Consider the following 19,485-nt stretch of genomic DNA (forward strand, 5'->3'; position numbering starts at 1 on the left):
TATTTTGCCGGTATATTTCCTGGGTGTTGTAGGCTTGTTATTATCTTATTGCAGGGGTTATTGTTTTAATTATTGGCTAATGCGCTATTATCAGAGGCAATCAATGAGGATATTGCCGCCGGAACCTGCCCGTCGGCATAGGAAACAGGAAGCCATGCTGATGGGCAGCGCGCCAGCGCTTATTATTTAAACGACAATAACATCAATAAGTTATACTACGATATCACCGCGCCGTTAAGCCACGGGCTATTAATCGTTGTTAACCTTTTCTTCGTCGCCGTTGACTTCAACATACTGCGAGACTGAGATCAACCGGACAAAATGCGCCAATAATAAATCCACATCCGTTTGCAGAATCTCCTCGCTGGCGCCGGAAGCCGATAAAATGGCTTTTTCTATGTTGGTCGCCATAACCGATGAGCTACCCTGCCCGACAGTCAGCACCAGCGCGGCCAGGAGCAGGGACTGGGCTTCAACCTGGGCAGTCAGCTCTTTTGCCGCCGCATCCGCTTTGGCCATTTTTTTCAATATATCAATGACAAGGTTTCTCATAGTTTCCTACCTGGACGAAATCGCGGCCAACAGGTTGCCACGGCACTAAACATAGCCTGCTTATATTACTCTTATTGTGAGTAGGATAACATCTTCTGAACTGTAAGTATTGTGCGCGATGACCGCCACCATGGCGCCCACGCCAGTTGTAGTCCCATTGACGCGTATAGGGCGCTGTTGTGCAGGGATTAATTCATTAGAAATATTTATCAATCAACACAACATTATCCCCACCCACGAAGCAAAACGCCGTATGCGGGGACGAATGCCGTGTTGCCGGAACGGAAGAGAAGACGTTCCCCCTCCGCCGGGCCGGGTAGCCGTTCCCTAGTCCGTGATGGCCTTGGCGCCGGCGGGTTTCAGCACGCCATCGGCACGGAACATGGCCTTGATGCCGCGTACCGCCTGCCGGATACGATCCTGGTTCTCAATCAGCGCGAAACGAACATGGGTATCGCCGTAGTCGCCGAACCCAATGCCCGGCGATACGCAGACCTTGGCGTCCGACAGCAGTTTTTTCGCGAACTCCAGGGAACCGAGATGGGCATAGTGCTCCGGGATCCTGGCCCAGACATACATGGACGCCTTTGGGGTATCTACCATCCATCCCGCCTCGTGCAGGCCGCGCACCAGGACATTGCGGCGCTGGTGATATTGTTCGACGATATCCAGTACGCATTGCTGGTCACCTTCCAGCGCGGCGATGGCGGCCACCTGCAGGGGGGTAAACGTACCGTAGTCATGGTAACTTTTGATACGCGCCAGGGCGTTGACCAGTTCCGGATTACCCACCATAAACCCGATGCGCCAGCCGGCCATGTTATAGCTTTTCGACAGGGTGAAAAATTCCACCGCAATGTCCTTGGCGCCTGGCACCTGCATGATCGACGGCGCTTTCCATCCATCATAAACAATATCGGCATAGGCGAGATCGTGTACCACCAGCACGCCGTACTGCTGGGCCAGGGCCACCACCCGTTCAAAGAAGTCCAGCTCTACGCATTGCGCCGTGGGATTGGACGGGAAGCCCAGAATCATCATTTTCGGCGTGGGAATGCTTTCGCGAATGGCGCGCTCAAGCTCGCGGAAAAAGTCCACCCCCGCCACCAGCGGCACCGAGCGCACCTGGGCGCCGGCTATCACCGCGCCGTAGATATGTATCGGATAGCTGGGATTCGGCACCAGTACGGTATCGCCATGATCGAGGGTAGCAAGCATCAAATGGGCCAGGCCCTCTTTGGAACCGATGGTGACGATGGCCTCGCTGTCGGGATTGATCTCGACGCCGTAGCGATCGGCATACCAGCCCGAGATCGCGCGCCGCAGCCGGGGAATACCGCGGGAGGTGGAATATCCATGGGTATCCTCCCGTTTGGCGACAGTACAAAGCTTTTCAACGATGTGCGGCGGCGTGGGTCCGTCGGGATTACCCATGCTGAAATCAATAATATCCTCTCCGCGCCGGCGCGCGGCCATTTTCAACTCGGCGGTGATATTGAATACATAAGGGGGGAGACGATCGATGCGTGTAAAACGCCGTGGCAAACCGGATGCGGCCATAATATCCTCGTTATACGTTAGCGCCCGGACCATCCGAGCGACGCCGGCCCATGCGTGGGCCTGTCCATGAAGCTATCCTATATTCGGCATGATTTCAATATCAACGGCAGACATCGCGGCGGACAAGATAAAAAGAGGAAATATGAAATTTTATTTATCGATTATTCCCCTTTATTGCGGTAGCCGTTGGCCTAAAACCGTGCGGCAGGCGTTTTATGCCGGTAAATGAAATCCCCTTATGTTTACTCAGACTTCCCCGTTTTACGGCACTTCTCGCGTCATGGCGGCCGGAGTCGCCGCGTTCCCCGACGGCGGCCGCGGCGGCAAATCTGGAATCTCAGGCGTCCATTGCTTATAGTAACGGCTAAAGGTTGGCCATTTACCGGGATGTCGTGGTGAAAGAAATGTTCGAAATGCTGCTGGCGGTCTATGAACGGGCGGCATTAATGTTGATTTGTCTGTTTTTGTTGACGCGCATCCGCCAGTTCCGCCAGTTATTGCAAAAAGAACAGCACACCCGCCAGGAATTGCTGGCGGTCACCGCCATTTTTTCCCTGTTTGCCATTTTCAGCACCTATTCCGGCATCCATGTGGAAGGCTCGCTGATTAACGTGCGGATTATTGCGGTCATGTCCGGCGGTATTTTATTCGGGCCCTGGGTCGGCATCGCCACCGGGATTATCGCCGGCGTGCACCGCTATCTGATCGATATCGACGGCCCGACCTCGGTGCCTTGCCTTATCAGCAGCGTGGTGGCGGGTTTTGTCTCGGGCTGGATCAAGCTTAGGGTGATAAAAGAGCGCCGCTGGGGCATCGGCATCCTGGGCGGCATGCTGTGCGAGTGCCTGACCATGCTGCTGGTCATTCTCTGGGCGCAGCCGATGTCCCTGGGGCTGGATATCGTGTCCAAAATTGCGCTGCCGATGATCCTCGGCGGGGTCAGCATCGGCATGATCGTGCTGCTGGTGCAGGGGGTCGAGGATGAAAAAGAGGTGATCGCCGCCCGGCAAGCCAAGCTGGCGCTGGATATCGCCAATAAGACCCTGCCCTACTTTCGCCATATCAACAGCGAATCCCTCACCACCATTTGCGATATCATCCGCGCCGATATCAAGGCCGACGCCGTGGCCATCACCAATGAACATCATATCCTGGCTTATGTCGGGGTCGGGGCCGAATTGTACAATATCGGCCATGAGATCATCAGCGATATGACCAGGGAGAGTATTCAAAGCGGCAACATCACCATCAAGAACAATGACGAGGCGGACCGTACGCCGCAAATCCACTCGCTTATCATTATCCCGTTATGGGAAAAAGGCGTGGTCACCGGCACCCTGAAGATCTATTACTGTCACGCCCATCAGATCACCAATTCACTCAAAGTGATGGCCATCGGCCTGTCGCAGATTATTTCGACGCAGATCGAGGTGTCGCGCATCGAACAGCTGAGGGAAATGGCCGACCAGGCGGAACTGCGCGCGTTACAAAGCAAAATTAATCCGCATTTCCTGTTTAATGCGCTTAACGCCATTTCCTCGTCGATCCGCATCAATCCGGATACCGCCCGGCAGCTGATTACCAATCTTTCCCGTTACCTGAGGTACAATCTGGAATTAAACGGCGCGCAAATCGATATCAAAAAAGAGCTTTATCAAATCCAGGATTATATCGCCATCGAGCAGGCGCGTTTCGGCAGCAAGCTGAGCGTTATTTTTGATATCGATGAAGAGTTGTCGTTCCCCCTGCCCAGCCTGCTCATCCAGCCGCTGGTGGAAAACGCTATTGTACACGGCATCCAGCCTTGCCGCGGTAAAGGCGTGGTGGTGATTTCCGTGCGGGAGGATACCGGCGGACGTATCCGTATTGCGGTAAAAGACACCGGCGGTGGCATCAGCGCGGAAGTCATCGAGCAGGTTAAACGCAATGAACTGCCGGCCGGGAAAATCGGCCTGCTGAATGTTCATCACCGGGTATTGCTGTTATATGGCGAAGGGCTGCATATCCGCCGTCTTGAACCGGGCACCGAGATCTGGTTTTACATTACCCCCCAGCCCCACAAGCTGGCGGCATGACGTCCATGGAGGACATGTTTAACCGCGAGGCACCATGAAAGCCATAATTGTCGAAGACGAATTCCTCGCCCAGGAAGAATTACGCTACCTTATCCATAAGCACAGCGGCCTGACTATCGAGGCCACGTTCGACGATGGACTGGATGTCCTGCGCTACCTGCAGCATCATGAGGTGGATGTGATTTTTCTCGATATCAATATCCCCTCCCTGGACGGCGTGTTGCTGGCGCAGAATATCAGTAAATTCAGCCATAAGCCGGAAATAGTCTTTATTACCGCCTATAAAGAACATGCGGTGGAGGCGTTTGAGCTGGAAGCCTTTGACTATATCCTGAAGCCTTATCAGGAATCGCGCATCGTCACCATGCTGCAAAAGCTGGAGGCGCAGCATCAGGCCGCCCCGGCGCCGGCTGCGGGTGCGGCGCCAGGGCGGCGGAATCAACACGCCATTAATTTGATCAAAGACGAGCGCATTATCGTTACCGATATCAGCAATATCTATTATGCGGCGGCGCAGGAAAAGGTGACCCTGGTCTATACGCGGCGCGAGGAATTTGTCATGCCGATGGTCATCACGGAATTCTGCAGCCGGTTGCCGGAGGAGTTTTTTTTCCGTTGCCATCGGTCGTATGTGGTGAACCTGGGAAAAATTCGTGAAATTGTGCCCTGGTTTAATAATACCTATCTGCTGCGCCTGAGCGATCTGGATTTTGAAGTGCCGGTCAGCCGCAGCAAGGTCAGGGCTTTCCGGCAATTGATGCGGCTGTAGCCGGGGTTTGGCTACAGAACCGTGGGCAAGAGGGTAAAGGCGCCGGAATAAGCCGCCCTGTCGGCAACAGCCGGCGTGTAGTCAAATCACGCCGAAACCTGGAGTTGAAGACCCATTAGCTGGCGCATATGCGCGCCGGCGCCGAGCAGGCCCGGTTGTTCGTGCCTGATCAGAAACACCGGGATATCGCGTACGTAATCGTTAAAGCGGCCTTTATCCTCGAACGCCGCGCGAAAACCGGAGGCGCGGAAAAATTCCAGAAAGCGCGGCACCAGGCCGCCGGCGATATAAACGCCGCCAAACGTGCCCATGTTCAGCGCCAGATTGCCGCCAAAACGCCCCATCAGCACGCAGAACAGCGACAGCGCGCGCCGGCAATCGTCATTGCTGCCGTCGACGGCCTGTTCCGTGACCTGTTGCGGCTCCAGTGAATCCGGAACGCGGCCATCGATGGTGACGAGGCTGCGGTACAAATTAACCAGCCCGGGTCCGGATAATACGCGTTCGGCCGACACATGGCCGAACTCGCCGCGCAGCACCGCCAGGACATCGGCTTCCTCTTTGCTGTTAGGCGCGAAGTCGACATGGCCGCCTTCGCCCGGCAGGCTTATCCAACGCTGGTCCAGATGCAACAGATGGCACACGCCAAGGCCGGTGCCGGCGCCGTACACGGCAATCGGCCCCTGGGCCTGCGCCTGCGTGCCGCCAAACTGCACCACATCGCCGGCGGCAAGCATCGGCACCGCCATCGAGACGGCGGTAAAATCATTGATGACCTCCAGGCGCGCTAATCCCAGGCTGTCCTTCATGGCCTTGATGGAAAATGCCCAGGTGCTGTTGGTCATCTCCACCCAGTCATCGGTTATCGGACAGGCGATAGCGATACAGGCCTCCGTGGCCTCGACCTTTTGCGCGGTCAGGTAGTGACGGATCACCGCTTCAAGGGTGGCGTAATCTTTACCGGAATAGGTGTGGATATGGGAAATCGCGCCATTGTCCATATCGCATAACGCCAGGCGGGCATTGGTTCCCCCAACGTCACCGACCAGGGCATATTTTGTCATTATGTAAGGCTCCGCTAACTCTTCTACTTGCCGTCGGAGGGTTACCGGCAGCAAACATAAACAATTTATTAATATAATAATAATACCAGTTATATTGGCCAATGCTATAAATTGAGTTTGCTTTCGGATTCGCCTTTATCCCAGGGCAAAGGCCACCGCGGCGGCGGCGTGGAGGGTGGTGGTGTCGAACAGCGGCACCGTTGCGTCGTCTTCGCCGATCAGCAGGCCGATTTCGGTGCAGCCGAGGATCAGTCCCTCGATGCCCTGGCTCTCCAGCGAAGCAATAATGCGCCGGAAGGTGTGGCGCGATTCATCGCGGATCTTGCCCAGGCATAACTCCTCGAAAATGATGTTATGAATCGCGTCCATTTCCGCAGCGCCCGGAACGGTGATTTCGATGCCGTGCGGATGCTCGAACCGCCGGCGATAAAAATCCTGCTGCATGGTAAAGCGGGTGCCCAATAGCCCGACCCGCCGCAGGCCACGGGCATTGATTTCCCGGGCGGTGGCATCGGCGATATGCAACAGCGGCAGTGGACAGGCCCATTCAATGGTGTCCGCCACCTTATGCATGGTGTTAGTGCAAAGGACGATGGCCTCGGCACCGGCTTTTTGCAGCAATACCGCTTTGGCCGCCAGCAGATCGCCCGCCCGTTGCCAATCACCCTCGGCCTGCATGCGGGCGATTTGGGCGAAATCGACGCTGTACAGCACCAGATCCGCCGAATGCAACCCGCCCAATGCGCCGCTAATGCCTTGGTTAATCAAGCGGTAATAAGGTAAAGTGGATTCCCAGCTCATGCCGCCTAACAGTCCTAGTGTTTTCACTGTGTGATCCTCGTGCGTCTTCGGCCGGGTCAATGCCGCGGCACCCGTAGCGCTTGTATTGTTTGTCAGGGAAGGGTTATTTTTAACTGAGTTTGATGATAAAACGGTGCTTGCCCATCACACCCGCGACAAGCTCGCGCACGTTTGTTTGTCAGTAGTCTGAGTTATTTTTAATGGAATTTATCGCTTAACTGATGCAAAGCGCAATATATTATCCGACCAGGATAATCCACCGTTGCCGGTAAGCCTATGCCGTCGCTTGCCCGGCGAATTAAGCGGTGACCGATTCCTACCGTGATAGTAATGATAAAAGGATACTTTATGGTTTATCTGGCCAATCCAACGCGTTACGACGATATGTTATATCGTCGCTGCGGTAATAGCGGTCTTCAACTGCCGGCGGTGTCGCTCGGCCTGTGGCATAATTTCGGCGACGTCACGTTGCTGGAAAACAGCCGCGCCATGGTGCGCCGCGCCTTTGACTTAGGCATTACCCATTTTGACCTGGCCAATAACTACGGGCCGCCCCCGGGATCCGCCGAAGCCAATTTCGGCCGGTTGCTGCGCGAGGATTTGCTCCCCTACCGTGACGAGCTGATTATTTCCACCAAGGCGGGCTATACCATGTGGCCCGGGCCTTACGGCGACTGGGGCTCGAAAAAATATCTGGTGTCCAGCCTGGATCAGAGCCTGCGCCGTCTGGGCCTGGACTACGTGGATATCTTTTATCATCATCGTCCGGACCCCGCTACGCCGCTTGCCGAAACCATGAGCGCGCTGGATCTGCTGGTACGCCAGGGCAAGGCGCTCTACATCGGCCTGTCCAACTACCCCGCCGCGCTCGCCAGGCAGGCGTTGGCGCTATTAAACGACCTCGGCACCCCCTGCGTGATTCATCAACCCAAATATTCCATGTTTGAACGGTGGGTGGAACCGGAACTGCTTGATGTGCTGGCTGAGAACGGCGTGGGGTCGATAGCCTTTTCGCCGCTGGCCGGCGGTCAGCTGACGGACCGCTACCTGAACGGCATACCACAGGATTCGCGGGCGGCCAGACCGGGTCTGACCCTGACGCCGGAACAGCTTACCGCGCAGAAAATGGATAAGGTACGGCGCCTGAACGATATTGCCCTGGAACGCGGCCAGAAGCTGGCGCAAATGTCTCTGGCCTGGGTGCTGCGCGGCGATCGGGTAACGTCGGTGCTGATTGGCGCCAGCAAAACCTCGCAGATAGACGACGCGGTGGGGATGCTGGCCAATCGCGAATTCAGCGCCGACGAATTGGCGCGTATCGAAGCGATACTGGCATAAGGCCGCGCCGGCCCGCAATTTCCGCCCGGTATTGGCGGGCCCGGCGTGCCACGGAGCCTCGGTCGGGCGCATAAACCGCGCCCGACCAACCCCATAGACACGCATTGCCCTTAACGCGCCGGGTGCGGCCCCTGCGGTAGGGTGGCGTATCGGATAGCCGGAGAAGATAAAGTCCGGTTACAGGCCGAACGCGGTGCCCACCATCAAATAGCCATTCAGCGTTACCACCACCGCCACGATAACCCACCCCAACGTCTGGATCAGACGCGAATTCACCATGTCGCCCATCAGGACGCGGTTGCCGGTAAAGGTCAGCAGCGGCACCAGCGCCAGCGCAATGCCGAAGCTGAGCAGGACCTGGCTTAATACCAGGATACGGGTCGGGTCCAGCCCCATCATGATAACCACAAAGGACGGCAGCATCGTGACCACCCGCCTTACCAGCAGCGGTATGCGAAAACGCACAAATCCCTGCATCACCACCTGCCCGGCCATGGTGCCCACCACGGTGGAGGACAGGCCCGCCGCCACCAGGCTTAAACCGAATACCGTCGCCGCCGTATGGTTCAGCAGCGGCGCCAAGGTCAGGTAGGCCTCATCCAGATCGGCGATGCCGGTATGCCCGCTGAAGTGAAATGCCGCCGCCGCGGTGGCCATCATGGCCAGATTGACAAAACCGGCGGTGGTCATGGCGATGGCCACATCCAGTTTAGTCGAGGAGTAGCGTTGGGCGCGGTTGCCGTGCAGTCCGTTTTGCGTCAAGGAAGAATGCAGGTAAATCACATGCGGCATAATGGTGGCGCCCAGCACCCCGGCGGCCAGGAAAACCGCGTCGCCGTTCGGCAGGCTGGGCAGCAGCATGCCTTTACCCAGTTCCGCCATATTCGGTTGCGAAAAAAACAGCTCCGCGATATAGGCGGCGGCGACAAACAGCAGCAGCCCGCCAATGACCAATTCCAGTGGTTTTTGACCCCGCTGTTGCAACATGAGGATCAAGAATGTGGCGATGCCGGTAATGATTGCGCCTTGCAGCAGCGAGCAGCCCAGCAGCATTTTAAAACCGATGGCCGCGCCGACGAATTCCGCCAAATCGGTGGCCATGGCAATGATTTCAGCTTGTATCCAGTAGGCCCACACCGCCGGGCGCGGGAAGCGATCGCGGATATGCTCCGCCAGGTTCTTGCCGGTGGCGATACCCAGCTTTGCCGACAACAGCTGGATGAGCATGGCCATAAAGTTGGCCCACACCACCACCCAGAGCAATCGGTACCCGAAGCTGGCGCCCGCCTGGATATTGGTGGCGAAATTACCGGGGTCGATATAGCCAATCGCCGCGATAAACGCCGGGCCAAGCAATGAGAGCTTTACCTTGCGTGATGCGCGATTGACACCGTCCGCAGTTCGGCTATTCAGCATATCAGTGACCCTTATGATCCATCGAATTAGCTTCATCCTATCCAAACGATAATAATTATCAAGCGCATTTAGGACGTTTCGGGTTATCTCTGCGATAGATGACGATGATGATGAGCATAAAGGGGGCAAAACCCAGCCTAATGACAGTTTCATCCCTAATTGGACCGGCTTAGAAGCGCCAATGGGTTACTAAATTACATTAGCACACTATTAACATAATTGGATATAAATTTAACTTTTTTCGCGACTTATCTGTGACCGCCTCGCTATCCTCATCTTCTGCTAGAGGATTTTTATATATTTGCAACTTATAACTCGTTTTTAGTTCGACCGTTACATAGAATGAGCGGCAAATTATTGCCTGCCTCATAACTGGAGCAACTATGTCCCGGATTTTTCATTTTGTCCTCGCTCTTGCCGTAGTGGCAATCCTGGCGTTATTGGTCAGCCACGATCGTAAAAAAATCAGGCTGCGCTTTATTGTTCAACTATTAGTCATTGAAGTCCTGCTTGCTTATTTTTTCCTCAACTCGCAGATTGGATTGGGTTTTGTGCAGGGATTCTCGGCGCTGTTTGATAAGTTGCTAGGATTTGCCGCCGAAGGGACAGGATTTGTTTTCGGTAATATGAATAAACAGGGCCTGGCATTCTTTTTCCTGAATGTGTTATGTCCGATTGTATTTATCTCGGCCCTGATAGGTATTTTGCAGCATATCCGGGTGCTCCCTTTTATTATCCGCATCATCGGTACCCTGCTGTCGAAAATTAACGGTATGGGCAAGCTGGAGTCGTTTAATGCCGTCAGTTCGCTGATCCTGGGGCAATCGGAAAACTTCATCGCCTATAAGGATATCCTGGGCAAGATGTCCGAACGCCGGATGTACACCATGGCGGCCACGGCGATGTCGACGGTATCGATGTCCATCGTCGGCGCCTATATGACCATGCTGGAACCGCGCTATGTGGTGGCCGCGCTGGTATTGAATATGTTCAGCACCTTTATTGTGCTGTCATTGATCAATCCTTACCAGGTCGGCAAGGAAGAAGAGCTGCAGATGAGTAATCTGCATGAAGGACAGAGCTTTTTCGAAATGCTGGGTGAATATATCCTGGCGGGCTTCCGGGTGGCCATTATCGTCGCGGCCATGCTGATTGGCTTCATTGCCATTATCGCCGCCATAAACGCCTTGTTCAGCCTGGTGTTCGGCATCAGCTTCCAGGGCATACTGGGGTATATATTTTATCCCTTTGCCCGGGTCATCGGCATCCAGGGCGACGAGGCGCTGCGGGTCGGCAGCATCATGGCCACCAAGCTGGTCTCCAATGAGTTTGTCGCCATGATGGATTTGCAAAAGGTTGCCGGCCAACTGTCCGCGCATTCCGTCGGCATCCTGTCGGTATTCCTGGTGTCGTTTGCCAACTTTTCATCCATCGGCATCGTGGCCGGCGCGATTAAAGGCCTTAACGAACACCAGGGCAACGTGGTATCCCGCTTCGGCCTGAAGCTGGTGTACGGCTCGACGCTGGTCAGCCTGCTGTCCGCCGCCATCACCGGTTTGGTAATTTAAACCGCCGTCCATCTTGCCGTCATAACGACGGTGCGGTTGGGGCCGGGGAAACCCGGCCTTTTTTATAGGATTGACGCGATAAATCGAGGCGGCGCCAGGCATGCACGCACAAGATATAAAAACAAAAAACCGGCCAGAAGCCGGTTTTTTTAATGTGGTGGAGCTAAGCGGGATCGAACCGCTGACCTCTTGCATGCCATGCAAGCGCTCTCCCAGCTGAGCTATAGCCCCAACGTACTTCCTGGGTAACACGAACACCGTCGTAAAACATCATCATATCAGGCCAATCGAGGTGATTGGTGGAGCTAAGCGGGATCGAACCGCTGACCTCTTGCATGCCATGCAAGCGCTCTCCCAGCTGAGCTATAGCCCCGTACCCGACACATCATGTCTGGTGGACGGGGCGCATGATATGAAACCCGGCAAACAGTGTCAACGGCTAATTGAAATTAACGCATCAAACGCTGAAAAAGCCGTCAAATCCTCGATAACGAACGGTTTATCCGGCGCGCTGGGCGATATAGTCCAGCGCCTTATCGATACGGGCCAACGAACGTGACTGTCCGACGGCATGGACGGTGACATCCAGCGCCGGCGACTGGCCCGCGCCGGTGACCGCCACGCGCAGCGGCATCCCTACCTTGCCCATGCCCACGTTGAGCTCCGCCGCCGTCTCCTCGATAGCGTTATGCACGTGTTCAGGCGACCACGACGTCAGGGCGGCCAGTTTGGCGCGCGCCAGCACCAACGGCTCGCGGGCCACCAGGCGCAGATGTTTTTTGGCCGCGTCGGCATCGAACTGCTCGAAATCCTCATAGAAATAATGGCATGAGGCCGCCATTTCTTTCAGGGTCTTGCAGCGATCGCCGAGTAATGTCACCAGCTCCGCCAGTTGCGGCCCATTGCGGGTATCAATGCCCGCTTGTTCCATATGCCATACCAGGTGGGTGGCGACGTATTCCGGCGGCAGATGATTAATGTAGTGGTGATTAAGCCACAGCAGCTTTTCGGTGTTAAAGGCGCTGGCCGATTTGCTGATATCGTCCAGGGTAAACAGCCGCTTCATTTCTTCGATGGAGAAAATTTCCTGATCACCATGGGACCAGCCCAGGCGCACCAGGTAATTCAGCAGGGCCTCAGGCAGAAAACCGTCGTCGCGGTACTGCATTACGCCCACCGCGCCGTGGCGTTTGGACAGCTTCTTGCCGTCGTCGCCCAGGATCATCGAGACGTGGGCATATTCGGGCACCGGCGCGCCCAGGGCCTTGAGAATATTGATCTGGCGCGGCGTGTTGTTGATATGATCCTCACCGCGGATAACATGGGTGATTGCCATATCCCAGTCGTCAATCACCACGCAGAAATTATAGGTGGGCGAGCCGTCGGTACGGCGGATAATCAGGTCGTCAAGCTCTTGGTTGCTAAATTCAATCGGGCCGCGAATATTATCATTAAAGATAACCGAGCCGTCCTGGGGATTGGCGAAACGCACCACGCAAGGCTCGGCATCGTCATGCTGTTCATGGCTGTGGCGGCAGCGGCCGTCGTAACGCGGTTTCTCGCCGTTGGCCATTTGCTGCTCGCGCAGGGCTTCCAGGCGCTCCCTGGAGCAATAGCATTTATAGGCGGTGCCCTGCACCAGCATGTCGTCGATCACCGCGTTATAACGGTCGAAACGTTTGGTCTGGTAGTAAGGACCTTCATCCCAATCCAGGTTCAGCCAGTTCATTCCGTCCATAATGGCGTTGATAGCTTCCTGGGTGGAGCGCTCAAGATCGGTATCCTCGATACGCAGCACGAACTCCCCGCCCTGGCTACGGGCAAACAGCCATGAATATAAAGCGGTACGGGCGCCGCCGACATGAAGATAGCCGGTGGGGCTGGGCGCAAAACGGGTTTTAATTTTCATCAGGAACACTGCCTTATTACGCATGGCTGACAGTCGGGAGCAATGCTCCCGGCCGGTTATAAAAAGTGGACAATATTCTACCACTCCAGCCCGATTCCTCAACGCTGTTCCACTTTTGCTGCTCCTTTTGCAGAGATTAAAGGCGCAAACCCGTTCATCTTGACTAATTTTACGACGAACACACTTTTTACTTTCAAAAATCGTTGACTCACTTGGCAGTATCCCTATAATGCGACTCCACACGGCGGGGTGATTAGCTCAGCTGGGAGAGCATCTCCCTTACAAGGAGAGGGTCGGCGGTTCGATCCCGTCATCACCCACCACTTAATTTTCTAAGTGGCTCCGCTGTGAGAAATAGAAGTAATACGCGGTAAGAAGTGGGTGATTAGCTCAGCTGGGAGAGCATCTCCCTTACAAGGAGAGGGTCGGCGGTTCGATCCCGTCATCACCCACCACTTCTTAAGTCGGTATTGTTTTGATGTTCGTTTACAGAAATGGGTGATTAGCTCAGCTGGGAGAGCATCTCCCTTACAAGGAGAGGGTCGGCGGTTCGATCCCGTCATCACCCACCATTTCTGTCCTTTTAAGTGGGTCGTTAGCTCAGTTGGTAGAGCAGTTGACTTTTAATCAATTGGTCGCAGGTTCGAATCCTGCACGACCCACCACTTTCAAGAATACCCCCCAAACTTCAAACCAAGCCAATACCTCAATATTTCGCGTGTCGTGCGGATTTGAACCTGCGCAGGTTCGAGTCGAGCGCAGCGAGACAGCGTTGCCGCCAGGCGACGACCCGAAGGGCGAGGCCAGCGGCCGAGTCATCCTGCACGACCCACCACTTTCAAGAATACCCCCCCAATCTTCAAACCAAGCCAATACTACAATATTTCGCGCGTCGTGCGGATTTGAACCTGCGCAGGTTCGAGTCGAGCGCAGCGAGACAGCGTTGCCGCCAGGCGACGACCCGAAGGGCGAGGCCAGCGGCCGAGTCATCCTGCACGACCCACCACTTTCAAGAATACCCCTCAAACTTCAAACCAGGCCAATACCTCAATATTTCGCGCGTCGTGCGGATTTGAACCTGCGCAGGTTCGGGTCGAGCGCAGCGAGACAGCGTTGCCGCCAGGCGACGACCCGAAGGGCGAGGCCAGCGGCCGAGTCATCCTGCACGACCCAACAGCTTTCGTTCCGGGGTGACACTGGCCCGATAACTTCAGCTATACCGCCGCGGTTTTGCTGCGTAAAAAATCGAGCACGGCTCTGGTTGCTGCGCTGATGTGCTTATCACGGTAATAGTAGGCCCAGAAGCCCTGATAGACAGGACACCACTCCTGCAACAAAGGCACCAGCTTCCCGCTATCAATCTCTTCCTGTAAATGGTGCTCGACCCACATGGCAATACCCAGACCCTCTGTTGCGGCCCGTACCGCTGCACGCCGATCATTGATGGTCAGTGGCCCCTGTACTGCAAGGGTGATTTTCTCGCTGCCTTTACTGAACTCCCAGTTATAAGGCGAGGCATCAGGCTGCTGCCGCCAGTTAATACATCGATGGCGAGCCAGGTCTCTGGGGTGTTCTGGTGTTCCATTGGTCGCAAGGTAATCGGGGGAAGCCACCGGAATTTGTCGTAGTGCAGGGCCAACCGGAAAGGCGACCGTTTCCGGGTGTATGTATTCACCTAAGCGAAAACCAATGTCATATCCCTCACTGACGATGTCGATCCAGGCATCGTCCAGACGAACTTCCAGAGTGATTTCCGGGTATGAGGTATGAAATGTCGCAAGACGAGGGGCGATCAGATCATTCCAGGCAACGCGCGGCATAACGAGCCTGACATTCCCGACCGGGTGTTCACGTTGCCAGGATAGTTCCCGGGTTGCGGCTTCAATTTCCTGAAACGCCAGGCTCAGGCGTGCCAACAGTTGTGCCCCCTGATCGGTTGTGGACACACTTCGAGTGGTACGATGAAAAAGCTGGACCCCGGTCCGCTCCTCCAGGCGACGAATGATCTGGCTCATCGCTGAAGGGCTAATCTCCAGCAGACGAGCCCCGCCATTAAAGCTACCGGCTGTCGCAACAGCGATGAACGCTTCGTAGTCTTTAAATAGAGTCGATTTCATAGAGGTGTAAATTATATATCCTAACTGACATAGTTAATTGAAAATAACGGCGATTATCATTTTATTTATAATATGTATGCTTGTCGACACACTAGACACACTAATAGGAGAACCTTGATGCCTGACAAGCGATATTCCACCCTGCGTAAGCAACTGGATGATGGCGTGGCCACTGTCACGTTTGACAATCCTCCCCTCAATCTCGTCACCCCTGAAGTGATCGGGGAACTGACACTACTGCTTGAGGAATTGCGAACGGATGATAGGGTACGCACCATTGTGTTCGACAGTGCTGACCCCGATTTTTTTATCGGACATGCGGATCTCAACCTCTTTCTCGGCCCCCGTGATCGGGTGCCGCCGAAAGGCAACACACTCAACCCACTGCAAACCCTTCTGGAAACACTGCGAACGCTGCCTAAGGCCACTATCGCTATGCTTGACGGGCGTGCAGTCGGGATTGGGCCGGAGTTTCTTACCTCCTGTGATATGGCTTTTGCCTCTGATCGCTCGGTCCTGATGCAATTCGAGGTGGCTATGGGCGTGCTGCCTGGTGCAACGGGGTCACAGCGCCTGCCACGCCTACTGGGACGTATGCGGGCACTTGAAGTGATTCTGGGATGCGATGAAATCGCCGCTGATGTGGCTGAACGTTATGGCTTTATCAACCGTGCGATGCCAGTGGCCGAGCTCAAACCCTTTGTGAAGAGGCTAGCCCACCGGATTGCAACTTTCCCGGCGCAGGCTATCGCACTCACCAAAGTGGCGGTGGATGCTGCCGATCATCTGCCGATCCATCTCGGCCTGCTCGAAGAGAGTCATACCCTTAATCAGACGCTGGTGAGTGGCGAAGCTCAACGCCGGATGAAATCGTTTCTCGCTATGGGAGCGCAGACGGTGGAGTTTGAGAAAAACGACTTCGCCAGTTCGCTCGACAAGCTGCAATCTTCCTAATCGGAAAGGAGATATCACATGATCCACTTAACACCCAGGGCAGCGATGCAAAAGCTGGTCGATGATATTTCGAGTGATAACTGGCACGAACTGCACATGCTGTATGCACCTGACGCAGTTGTCCGCCATCCCATCGCACGTGATGAGCGCTCGTTGCTGCAAGGACGTAAAGGCCTAAAACAGCATTTTGAACGTTTTTTCGCCACAGGAGTGAAATTGCGTGCGACACCGATTCATTTCATTGATACCACGGACCCCGAACTGGTGATCGGTTCCTTCACCTACCACGGTGAAAAGGGTTTCGGGATGGAACATTTTGATCTGGAAGCGTGTTTCATCTGGCGGGTCCGTGATGGATTGATTCTTGACACGACCGATTACCTCAGCCCTCCGGTGCCGCCCCGTGACCAAACACAGGAGAAATAAACATGACACAATCCGCTATTAACCTCAGCCAGACCACCACTGAACGTCGTCAGCGAGGTGAGGAAATCATACGTCTACTGACCAATGGCGCACCGCAGCCTGCTTCACTGGATGCACTGGAACGTGACTTCCCGTTTCTTTCAAATGCCGTGAGTGCATTCGCGGTTGGTGAAATTTTCGATCGCACCGGCGTGTTGGACATTCGCACGCGTCAGATTGCGCTTTGTACGGCTTTCGCAGCGCTGGGTCTGACGGATTTTTTGAAGATTCATGCCGGTTATGCCCTCAATCACGGTGCCAGCGAAGAAGAAATTAAGGAAATCGCCAATATCGTGATTATTCCGGGTGGTTTCCCCCGGGCCATCATGGCTTCGCAGGCAATTTCAGCGTTACTTGCGGAGCGCAAAAAGGACTGACGACCAGACGCCCATGCAGAACGCACTACCATCAGGCTGTGCGTTATTTTTTGGGAAATATGTTTCCCCCGACTCATGGCTTTTGAACTTAATTGATGGATGTCATAACCATCTTCTGGCCCGGCGGTACCTTACAGTAAAACCCACTGCGGGAGGCGATATATTTTGTCATCGGGCCAGAAACAGGCTGGCATAGCTGTCGGATGTGTATACTGCTTTCAGCGAACACAGACCGAAAATTAATCTGATTAAATGTTTTTTAAACATGTACCTATCCCACAAGCGGCGCCGTCAATCGGCTCGCGGGGAACGCGAGCGGCTGGGGTGGCTAAAAAAAACTTATTAAATAGCTTGCTATTTAATATCGAGTTAACTAAATTACCTCCAGGGAACTTAGCAAGGCCGGAAAGACCCAGTTAACCTACAAGACACCGCACCTGTGCTAACGTTTTCAGGACAGAGTTACAACCAATTAAATAGTGTGCTATATATTATTTCACTATTTAATGATGTGCGTAGCATAACCGTCACCATCGCCCCCGGCGATACCTTTTATCACACAAGGAAATTTATCATGAACAAATTAACCACCCTGTTTACCGCTTCACTGTTGACGCTCGGCATGAGCAGCGCGTTTGCCGCGGCCCAGACCTCCGCCGCCGATCGCCAGGTCCAGGCGTTCCTGAACGCGTTAAACAGCCAGGGCGGCAAACCCATGGAGCAGCTTTCGCCGCAAGATGCACGCCAGGTATTGGTTGATGCGCAAGCCAACGCCAAGCTGCCGCCGGCCGATGTCAGCGAAAAAACCATTAACGTCGACGGGAAGGATATCTCCCTGACCATCGTCAAACCTGCCGGCGCCAGCGGCACGCTGCCGGTATTTATGTTCTTCCACGGCGGCGGCTGGATCCTGGGCGACTTCCCCACCCATGAACGCCTGGTGCGTGATTTGGTCGTGGAATCCGGAGCGGCGGCGGTATTTGTAAATTACACGCCTTCCCCAGAAGCGCATTATCCGGTGGCCATCAACCAGGCCTATGACGCAACGCGCTGGGTAGCCGAACATGGAGCGGAAATCGGCGTCGACGGCTCACGTCTCGCCGTGGCCGGCAACAGCGTCGGCGGCAATATGGCGACGGTGGTGGCGCTGATGGCAAAAGAAAAAGGCGCGCCGAAAATCCGTTTCGAAGCCCTGATGTGGCCGGTGACCAACGCGAATTTCGATACTGTTTCCTATAAAACCTACGCCAACGGCCATTTCCTAACGCGTAATATGATGAAATGGTTCTGGGATGCTTATACCAAGGATGTCGCGCAGCGCAAGGATATTCACGCCTCGCCGCTGATGGCAACCCCGGCCCAGTTGAAAGGCCTGCCGCCGACGCTTATCCAAACCGCCGAGCTGGACGTACTGCGCGATGAGGGTGAAGCCTATGGCCGCAAACTGGATGCCGCCGGCGTAGACGTTACCATCACCCGTTATAACGGCATGATCCATGACTTCGGCTTGTTAAACCCGTTAAGCCAGGTGCCGGCGGTGCGTTCCCAAGTCCTGCAGGCCGCGACCGAACTGAAAACCCATCTGCAATAAGCACTCCGTTGATGACCACCCGGGAGCCTGATGGCTCCCTTTGCGTTATCCGCAGCCGGGCTGTCAGCAAAATCTTTCCCGCATAAAAGCAATATACTCATCCTCGGGCAATTCGCGCCGGGCGCGGATAAATCCCCGGCTATCGTCCCCGATCAGATAACGCAAACGATCCGACCCATCGGTGGCCGCCTCATGGATAACCTTGGCCACATCCAGCGCACTGATGGTCCTGGCCGCGCCCAGCGCGGCAAATGCCCGCTGCGTCTTGGCGATAAAAAGCGCGTAATCGGTTAATCCTTTATCCTGGGCTTGATATTCGCCCTGGCGCTCGACAAACCGGGTTTCCGTCACGCCGCCGTGCGGGATAACCAGTTTTACGCCGATGCCCACCGCCGCCAGCTCATAGGCCAGCGCTTCGCTAAACCCCTCCAGGGCAAATTTACTGGCGCAATAAAGCGAAATCATCGGCAGGGTGAACAGGCCGGCGCCGGAACTGAGATTGATAATAGTGCCGCTGCCCTGGCGGCGAAAATGCGGCAGCAGCGCCCGTGTCACCGCCATGACCCCGAAAACGTTGACGGCGAACTGCCGCTGGATCTGGGCCTCGGTCACGGCCTCAAACAGTCCGAACTGGCCGAAGCCGGCGTTATTGACCAGCGCGTCGATAGCGCCAAAGCGTTGCATGCCGGCGTCGATGGCGTCGCCGATGCTGTGCGCATCCTCCACATCCAGCCTGGTCAGCAAGATATTATCGCGCCCGGCCAGCGGGGATTCCGGCTGCGGGTGGCGTAGCGTGGCGACCACGTTCCAGCCTTGATCGGCAAAATAGCCGGCGGCGGCCAGGCCGATGCCTGAAGAGGTGCCGGTGATGAGCAGGGTTTTTGCCATGGGTGACAGACTCCGTTGGAAAGGCGTGAATGCCTGCGGCC

At 55.2% G+C, this 19,485-nt stretch carries 16 protein-coding genes, 6 tRNA genes and 3 other RNA genes; 15 read left to right on the forward strand and 10 right to left on the reverse strand.

Features of this window, described 5'->3' with window-relative positions; all coding sequences use genetic code 11:
• Positions 1-249: 249 nt before the first annotated feature.
• Together iraP and alaC are read right to left on the reverse strand one after the other, a co-directional pair.
• Positions 250-552, reverse strand: coding sequence for an anti-adapter protein IraP (gene iraP / locus ACL2XQ_RS18520; protein WP_413723355.1), 303 nt, complete (start codon positions 550-552; stop codon positions 250-252).
• A 327-nt stretch (positions 553-879) separates the two neighbouring features.
• A complete protein-coding gene (gene alaC / locus ACL2XQ_RS18525; protein ID WP_413723356.1) occupies positions 880-2,112 on the reverse strand; it encodes an alanine transaminase in 1,233 nt (410 codons plus the stop codon).
• 395 nt (positions 2,113-2,507) lie between these two features.
• Between alaC and ACL2XQ_RS18530 the strand changes: the two genes are divergently transcribed.
• Entirely contained in the window at positions 2,508-4,187 is a 1,680-nt protein-coding gene (locus ACL2XQ_RS18530; RefSeq protein ID WP_413723357.1) for a LytS/YhcK type 5TM receptor domain-containing protein, read from the forward strand.
• A 34-nt stretch (positions 4,188-4,221) separates the two neighbouring features.
• Positions 4,222-4,956, forward strand: a complete 735-nt coding sequence (locus ACL2XQ_RS18535; RefSeq protein WP_413723358.1) for a LytR/AlgR family response regulator transcription factor — start codon at positions 4,222-4,224, stop codon at positions 4,954-4,956.
• Between the two features lie 86 nt (positions 4,957-5,042).
• Here the strand turns inward: ACL2XQ_RS18535 and glk are convergent, their stop codons facing one another.
• Positions 5,043-6,020, reverse strand: coding sequence for a glucokinase (gene glk, locus ACL2XQ_RS18540; protein WP_413739540.1), 978 nt, complete (start codon positions 6,018-6,020; stop codon positions 5,043-5,045).
• A 135-nt stretch (positions 6,021-6,155) separates the two neighbouring features.
• Positions 6,156-6,848 carry an aspartate/glutamate racemase family protein gene (locus tag ACL2XQ_RS18545; protein WP_410014146.1) on the reverse strand — a complete coding sequence of 231 codons (693 nt, stop codon included), beginning with the start codon at positions 6,846-6,848 and terminating at the stop codon, positions 6,156-6,158.
• Positions 6,849-7,169: 321 nt separating this feature from the next.
• Between ACL2XQ_RS18545 and mgrA the strand changes: the two genes are divergently transcribed.
• Positions 7,170-8,159, forward strand: coding sequence for an L-glyceraldehyde 3-phosphate reductase (mgrA, locus tag ACL2XQ_RS18550; RefSeq protein WP_413727919.1), 990 nt, complete (start codon positions 7,170-7,172; stop codon positions 8,157-8,159).
• 177 nt (positions 8,160-8,336) lie between these two features.
• On the opposite strand, the gene ACL2XQ_RS18555 is transcribed toward mgrA, so the two are convergent.
• A complete protein-coding gene (locus ACL2XQ_RS18555; protein ID WP_410014144.1) occupies positions 8,337-9,575 on the reverse strand; it encodes an Nramp family divalent metal transporter in 1,239 nt (412 codons plus the stop codon).
• 383 nt (positions 9,576-9,958) lie between these two features.
• Between ACL2XQ_RS18555 and ACL2XQ_RS18560 the strand changes: the two genes are divergently transcribed.
• A complete protein-coding gene (locus ACL2XQ_RS18560; RefSeq protein ID WP_410014143.1) occupies positions 9,959-11,143 on the forward strand; it encodes a NupC/NupG family nucleoside CNT transporter in 1,185 nt (394 codons plus the stop codon).
• A gap of 155 nt (positions 11,144-11,298) precedes the next feature.
• On the opposite strand, the gene ACL2XQ_RS18565 is transcribed toward ACL2XQ_RS18560, so the two are convergent.
• The 3 genes from ACL2XQ_RS18565 to gltX all read right to left on the reverse strand — a co-directional run bounded on the left by ACL2XQ_RS18565 (position 11,299) and on the right by gltX (position 13,052).
• Positions 11,299-11,374: transfer RNA gene (locus tag ACL2XQ_RS18565), tRNA-Ala, on the reverse strand.
• A gap of 66 nt (positions 11,375-11,440) precedes the next feature.
• A tRNA-Ala gene (locus ACL2XQ_RS18570) sits at positions 11,441-11,516 on the reverse strand.
• A 126-nt stretch (positions 11,517-11,642) separates the two neighbouring features.
• Complete coding sequence (gene gltX / locus ACL2XQ_RS18575; RefSeq protein ID WP_413723362.1) at positions 11,643-13,052, reverse strand: glutamate--tRNA ligase; 1,410 nt, start codon at positions 13,050-13,052, stop codon at positions 11,643-11,645.
• A gap of 247 nt (positions 13,053-13,299) precedes the next feature.
• Here gltX and ACL2XQ_RS18580 point away from each other — a divergent pair.
• From ACL2XQ_RS18580 to ACL2XQ_RS18610, 7 genes are all read left to right on the forward strand, one after another.
• Positions 13,300-13,375, forward strand: a tRNA-Val gene (locus tag ACL2XQ_RS18580).
• A 56-nt stretch (positions 13,376-13,431) separates the two neighbouring features.
• Positions 13,432-13,507 (forward strand) — tRNA-Val (locus ACL2XQ_RS18585).
• 41 nt (positions 13,508-13,548) lie between these two features.
• Positions 13,549-13,624, forward strand: a tRNA-Val gene (locus tag ACL2XQ_RS18590).
• Positions 13,625-13,641: 17 nt separating this feature from the next.
• Positions 13,642-13,717: transfer RNA gene (locus tag ACL2XQ_RS18595), tRNA-Lys, on the forward strand.
• Positions 13,718-13,761: 44 nt separating this feature from the next.
• Positions 13,762-13,887: non-coding RNA, RtT sRNA (locus ACL2XQ_RS18600), on the forward strand.
• Positions 13,888-13,932: 45 nt separating this feature from the next.
• A non-coding RNA gene (locus ACL2XQ_RS18605) (RtT sRNA) lies at positions 13,933-14,058 on the forward strand.
• 44 nt (positions 14,059-14,102) lie between these two features.
• Positions 14,103-14,228: non-coding RNA, RtT sRNA (locus tag ACL2XQ_RS18610), on the forward strand.
• Positions 14,229-14,266: 38 nt separating this feature from the next.
• Here the strand turns inward: ACL2XQ_RS18610 and ACL2XQ_RS18615 are convergent.
• On the reverse strand, positions 14,267-15,169 hold the full coding sequence (locus ACL2XQ_RS18615) for a LysR substrate-binding domain-containing protein (protein ID WP_413729708.1): 903 nt from the start codon (positions 15,167-15,169) through the stop codon (positions 14,267-14,269).
• Positions 15,170-15,286: 117 nt separating this feature from the next.
• Here ACL2XQ_RS18615 and ACL2XQ_RS18620 point away from each other — a divergent pair, with 117 nt between their 5' ends.
• The 4 genes from ACL2XQ_RS18620 (at position 15,287) to ACL2XQ_RS18635 (ending at position 18,556) form a co-directional block, all read left to right on the forward strand.
• Entirely contained in the window at positions 15,287-16,123 is an 837-nt protein-coding gene (locus ACL2XQ_RS18620) for an enoyl-CoA hydratase/isomerase family protein (RefSeq protein WP_413723364.1), read from the forward strand.
• An 18-nt stretch (positions 16,124-16,141) separates the two neighbouring features.
• Complete coding sequence (locus ACL2XQ_RS18625) at positions 16,142-16,549, forward strand: nuclear transport factor 2 family protein (RefSeq protein WP_413723365.1); 408 nt, start codon at positions 16,142-16,144, stop codon at positions 16,547-16,549.
• A 2-nt stretch (positions 16,550-16,551) separates the two neighbouring features.
• Positions 16,552-16,965, forward strand: a complete 414-nt coding sequence (locus tag ACL2XQ_RS18630) for a carboxymuconolactone decarboxylase family protein (RefSeq protein WP_413723366.1) — start codon at positions 16,552-16,554, stop codon at positions 16,963-16,965.
• A gap of 622 nt (positions 16,966-17,587) precedes the next feature.
• Entirely contained in the window at positions 17,588-18,556 is a 969-nt protein-coding gene (locus tag ACL2XQ_RS18635; protein WP_410016758.1) for an alpha/beta hydrolase, read from the forward strand.
• Between the two features lie 63 nt (positions 18,557-18,619).
• Here ACL2XQ_RS18635 and ACL2XQ_RS18640 read toward each other — a convergent pair whose 3' ends face one another.
• Entirely contained in the window at positions 18,620-19,444 is an 825-nt protein-coding gene (locus ACL2XQ_RS18640; RefSeq protein ID WP_410014141.1) for an SDR family oxidoreductase, read from the reverse strand.
• Positions 19,445-19,485 lie beyond the last annotated feature (41 nt).

It is taken from the genome of Sodalis sp. RH14 (assembly GCF_047324285.1).
Classification (GTDB): Bacteria; Pseudomonadota; Gammaproteobacteria; order Enterobacterales; family Enterobacteriaceae; genus Acerihabitans.

Coding starts and splice junctions, on each gene's coding strand:
- gltX (WP_413723362.1), bottom strand. CDS start 13,052: ATGAAAATTAAAACCCGTTTTGCGCCCAGCCCCACCGGCTATCTTCAT.
- mgrA (WP_413727919.1), top strand. CDS start 7,170: ATGGTTTATCTGGCCAATCCAACGCGTTACGACGATATGTTATATCGT.
- ACL2XQ_RS18555 (WP_410014144.1), bottom strand. CDS start 9,575: ATGCTGAATAGCCGAACTGCGGACGGTGTCAATCGCGCATCACGCAAG.
- ACL2XQ_RS18625 (WP_413723365.1), top strand. CDS start 16,142: ATGATCCACTTAACACCCAGGGCAGCGATGCAAAAGCTGGTCGATGAT.
- ACL2XQ_RS18535 (WP_413723358.1), top strand. CDS start 4,222: ATGAAAGCCATAATTGTCGAAGACGAATTCCTCGCCCAGGAAGAATTA.
- alaC (WP_413723356.1), bottom strand. CDS start 2,112: ATGGCCGCATCCGGTTTGCCACGGCGTTTTACACGCATCGATCGTCTC.
- iraP (WP_413723355.1), bottom strand. CDS start 552: ATGAGAAACCTTGTCATTGATATATTGAAAAAAATGGCCAAAGCGGAT.
- glk (WP_413739540.1), bottom strand. CDS start 6,020: ATGACAAAATATGCCCTGGTCGGTGACGTTGGGGGAACCAATGCCCGC.
- ACL2XQ_RS18635 (WP_410016758.1), top strand. CDS start 17,588: ATGAGCAGCGCGTTTGCCGCGGCCCAGACCTCCGCCGCCGATCGCCAG.
- ACL2XQ_RS18640 (WP_410014141.1), bottom strand. CDS start 19,444: ATGGCAAAAACCCTGCTCATCACCGGCACCTCTTCAGGCATCGGCCTG.
- ACL2XQ_RS18560 (WP_410014143.1), top strand. CDS start 9,959: ATGTCCCGGATTTTTCATTTTGTCCTCGCTCTTGCCGTAGTGGCAATC.
- ACL2XQ_RS18615 (WP_413729708.1), bottom strand. CDS start 15,169: ATGAAATCGACTCTATTTAAAGACTACGAAGCGTTCATCGCTGTTGCG.
- ACL2XQ_RS18630 (WP_413723366.1), top strand. CDS start 16,552: ATGACACAATCCGCTATTAACCTCAGCCAGACCACCACTGAACGTCGT.
- ACL2XQ_RS18620 (WP_413723364.1), top strand. CDS start 15,287: ATGCCTGACAAGCGATATTCCACCCTGCGTAAGCAACTGGATGATGGC.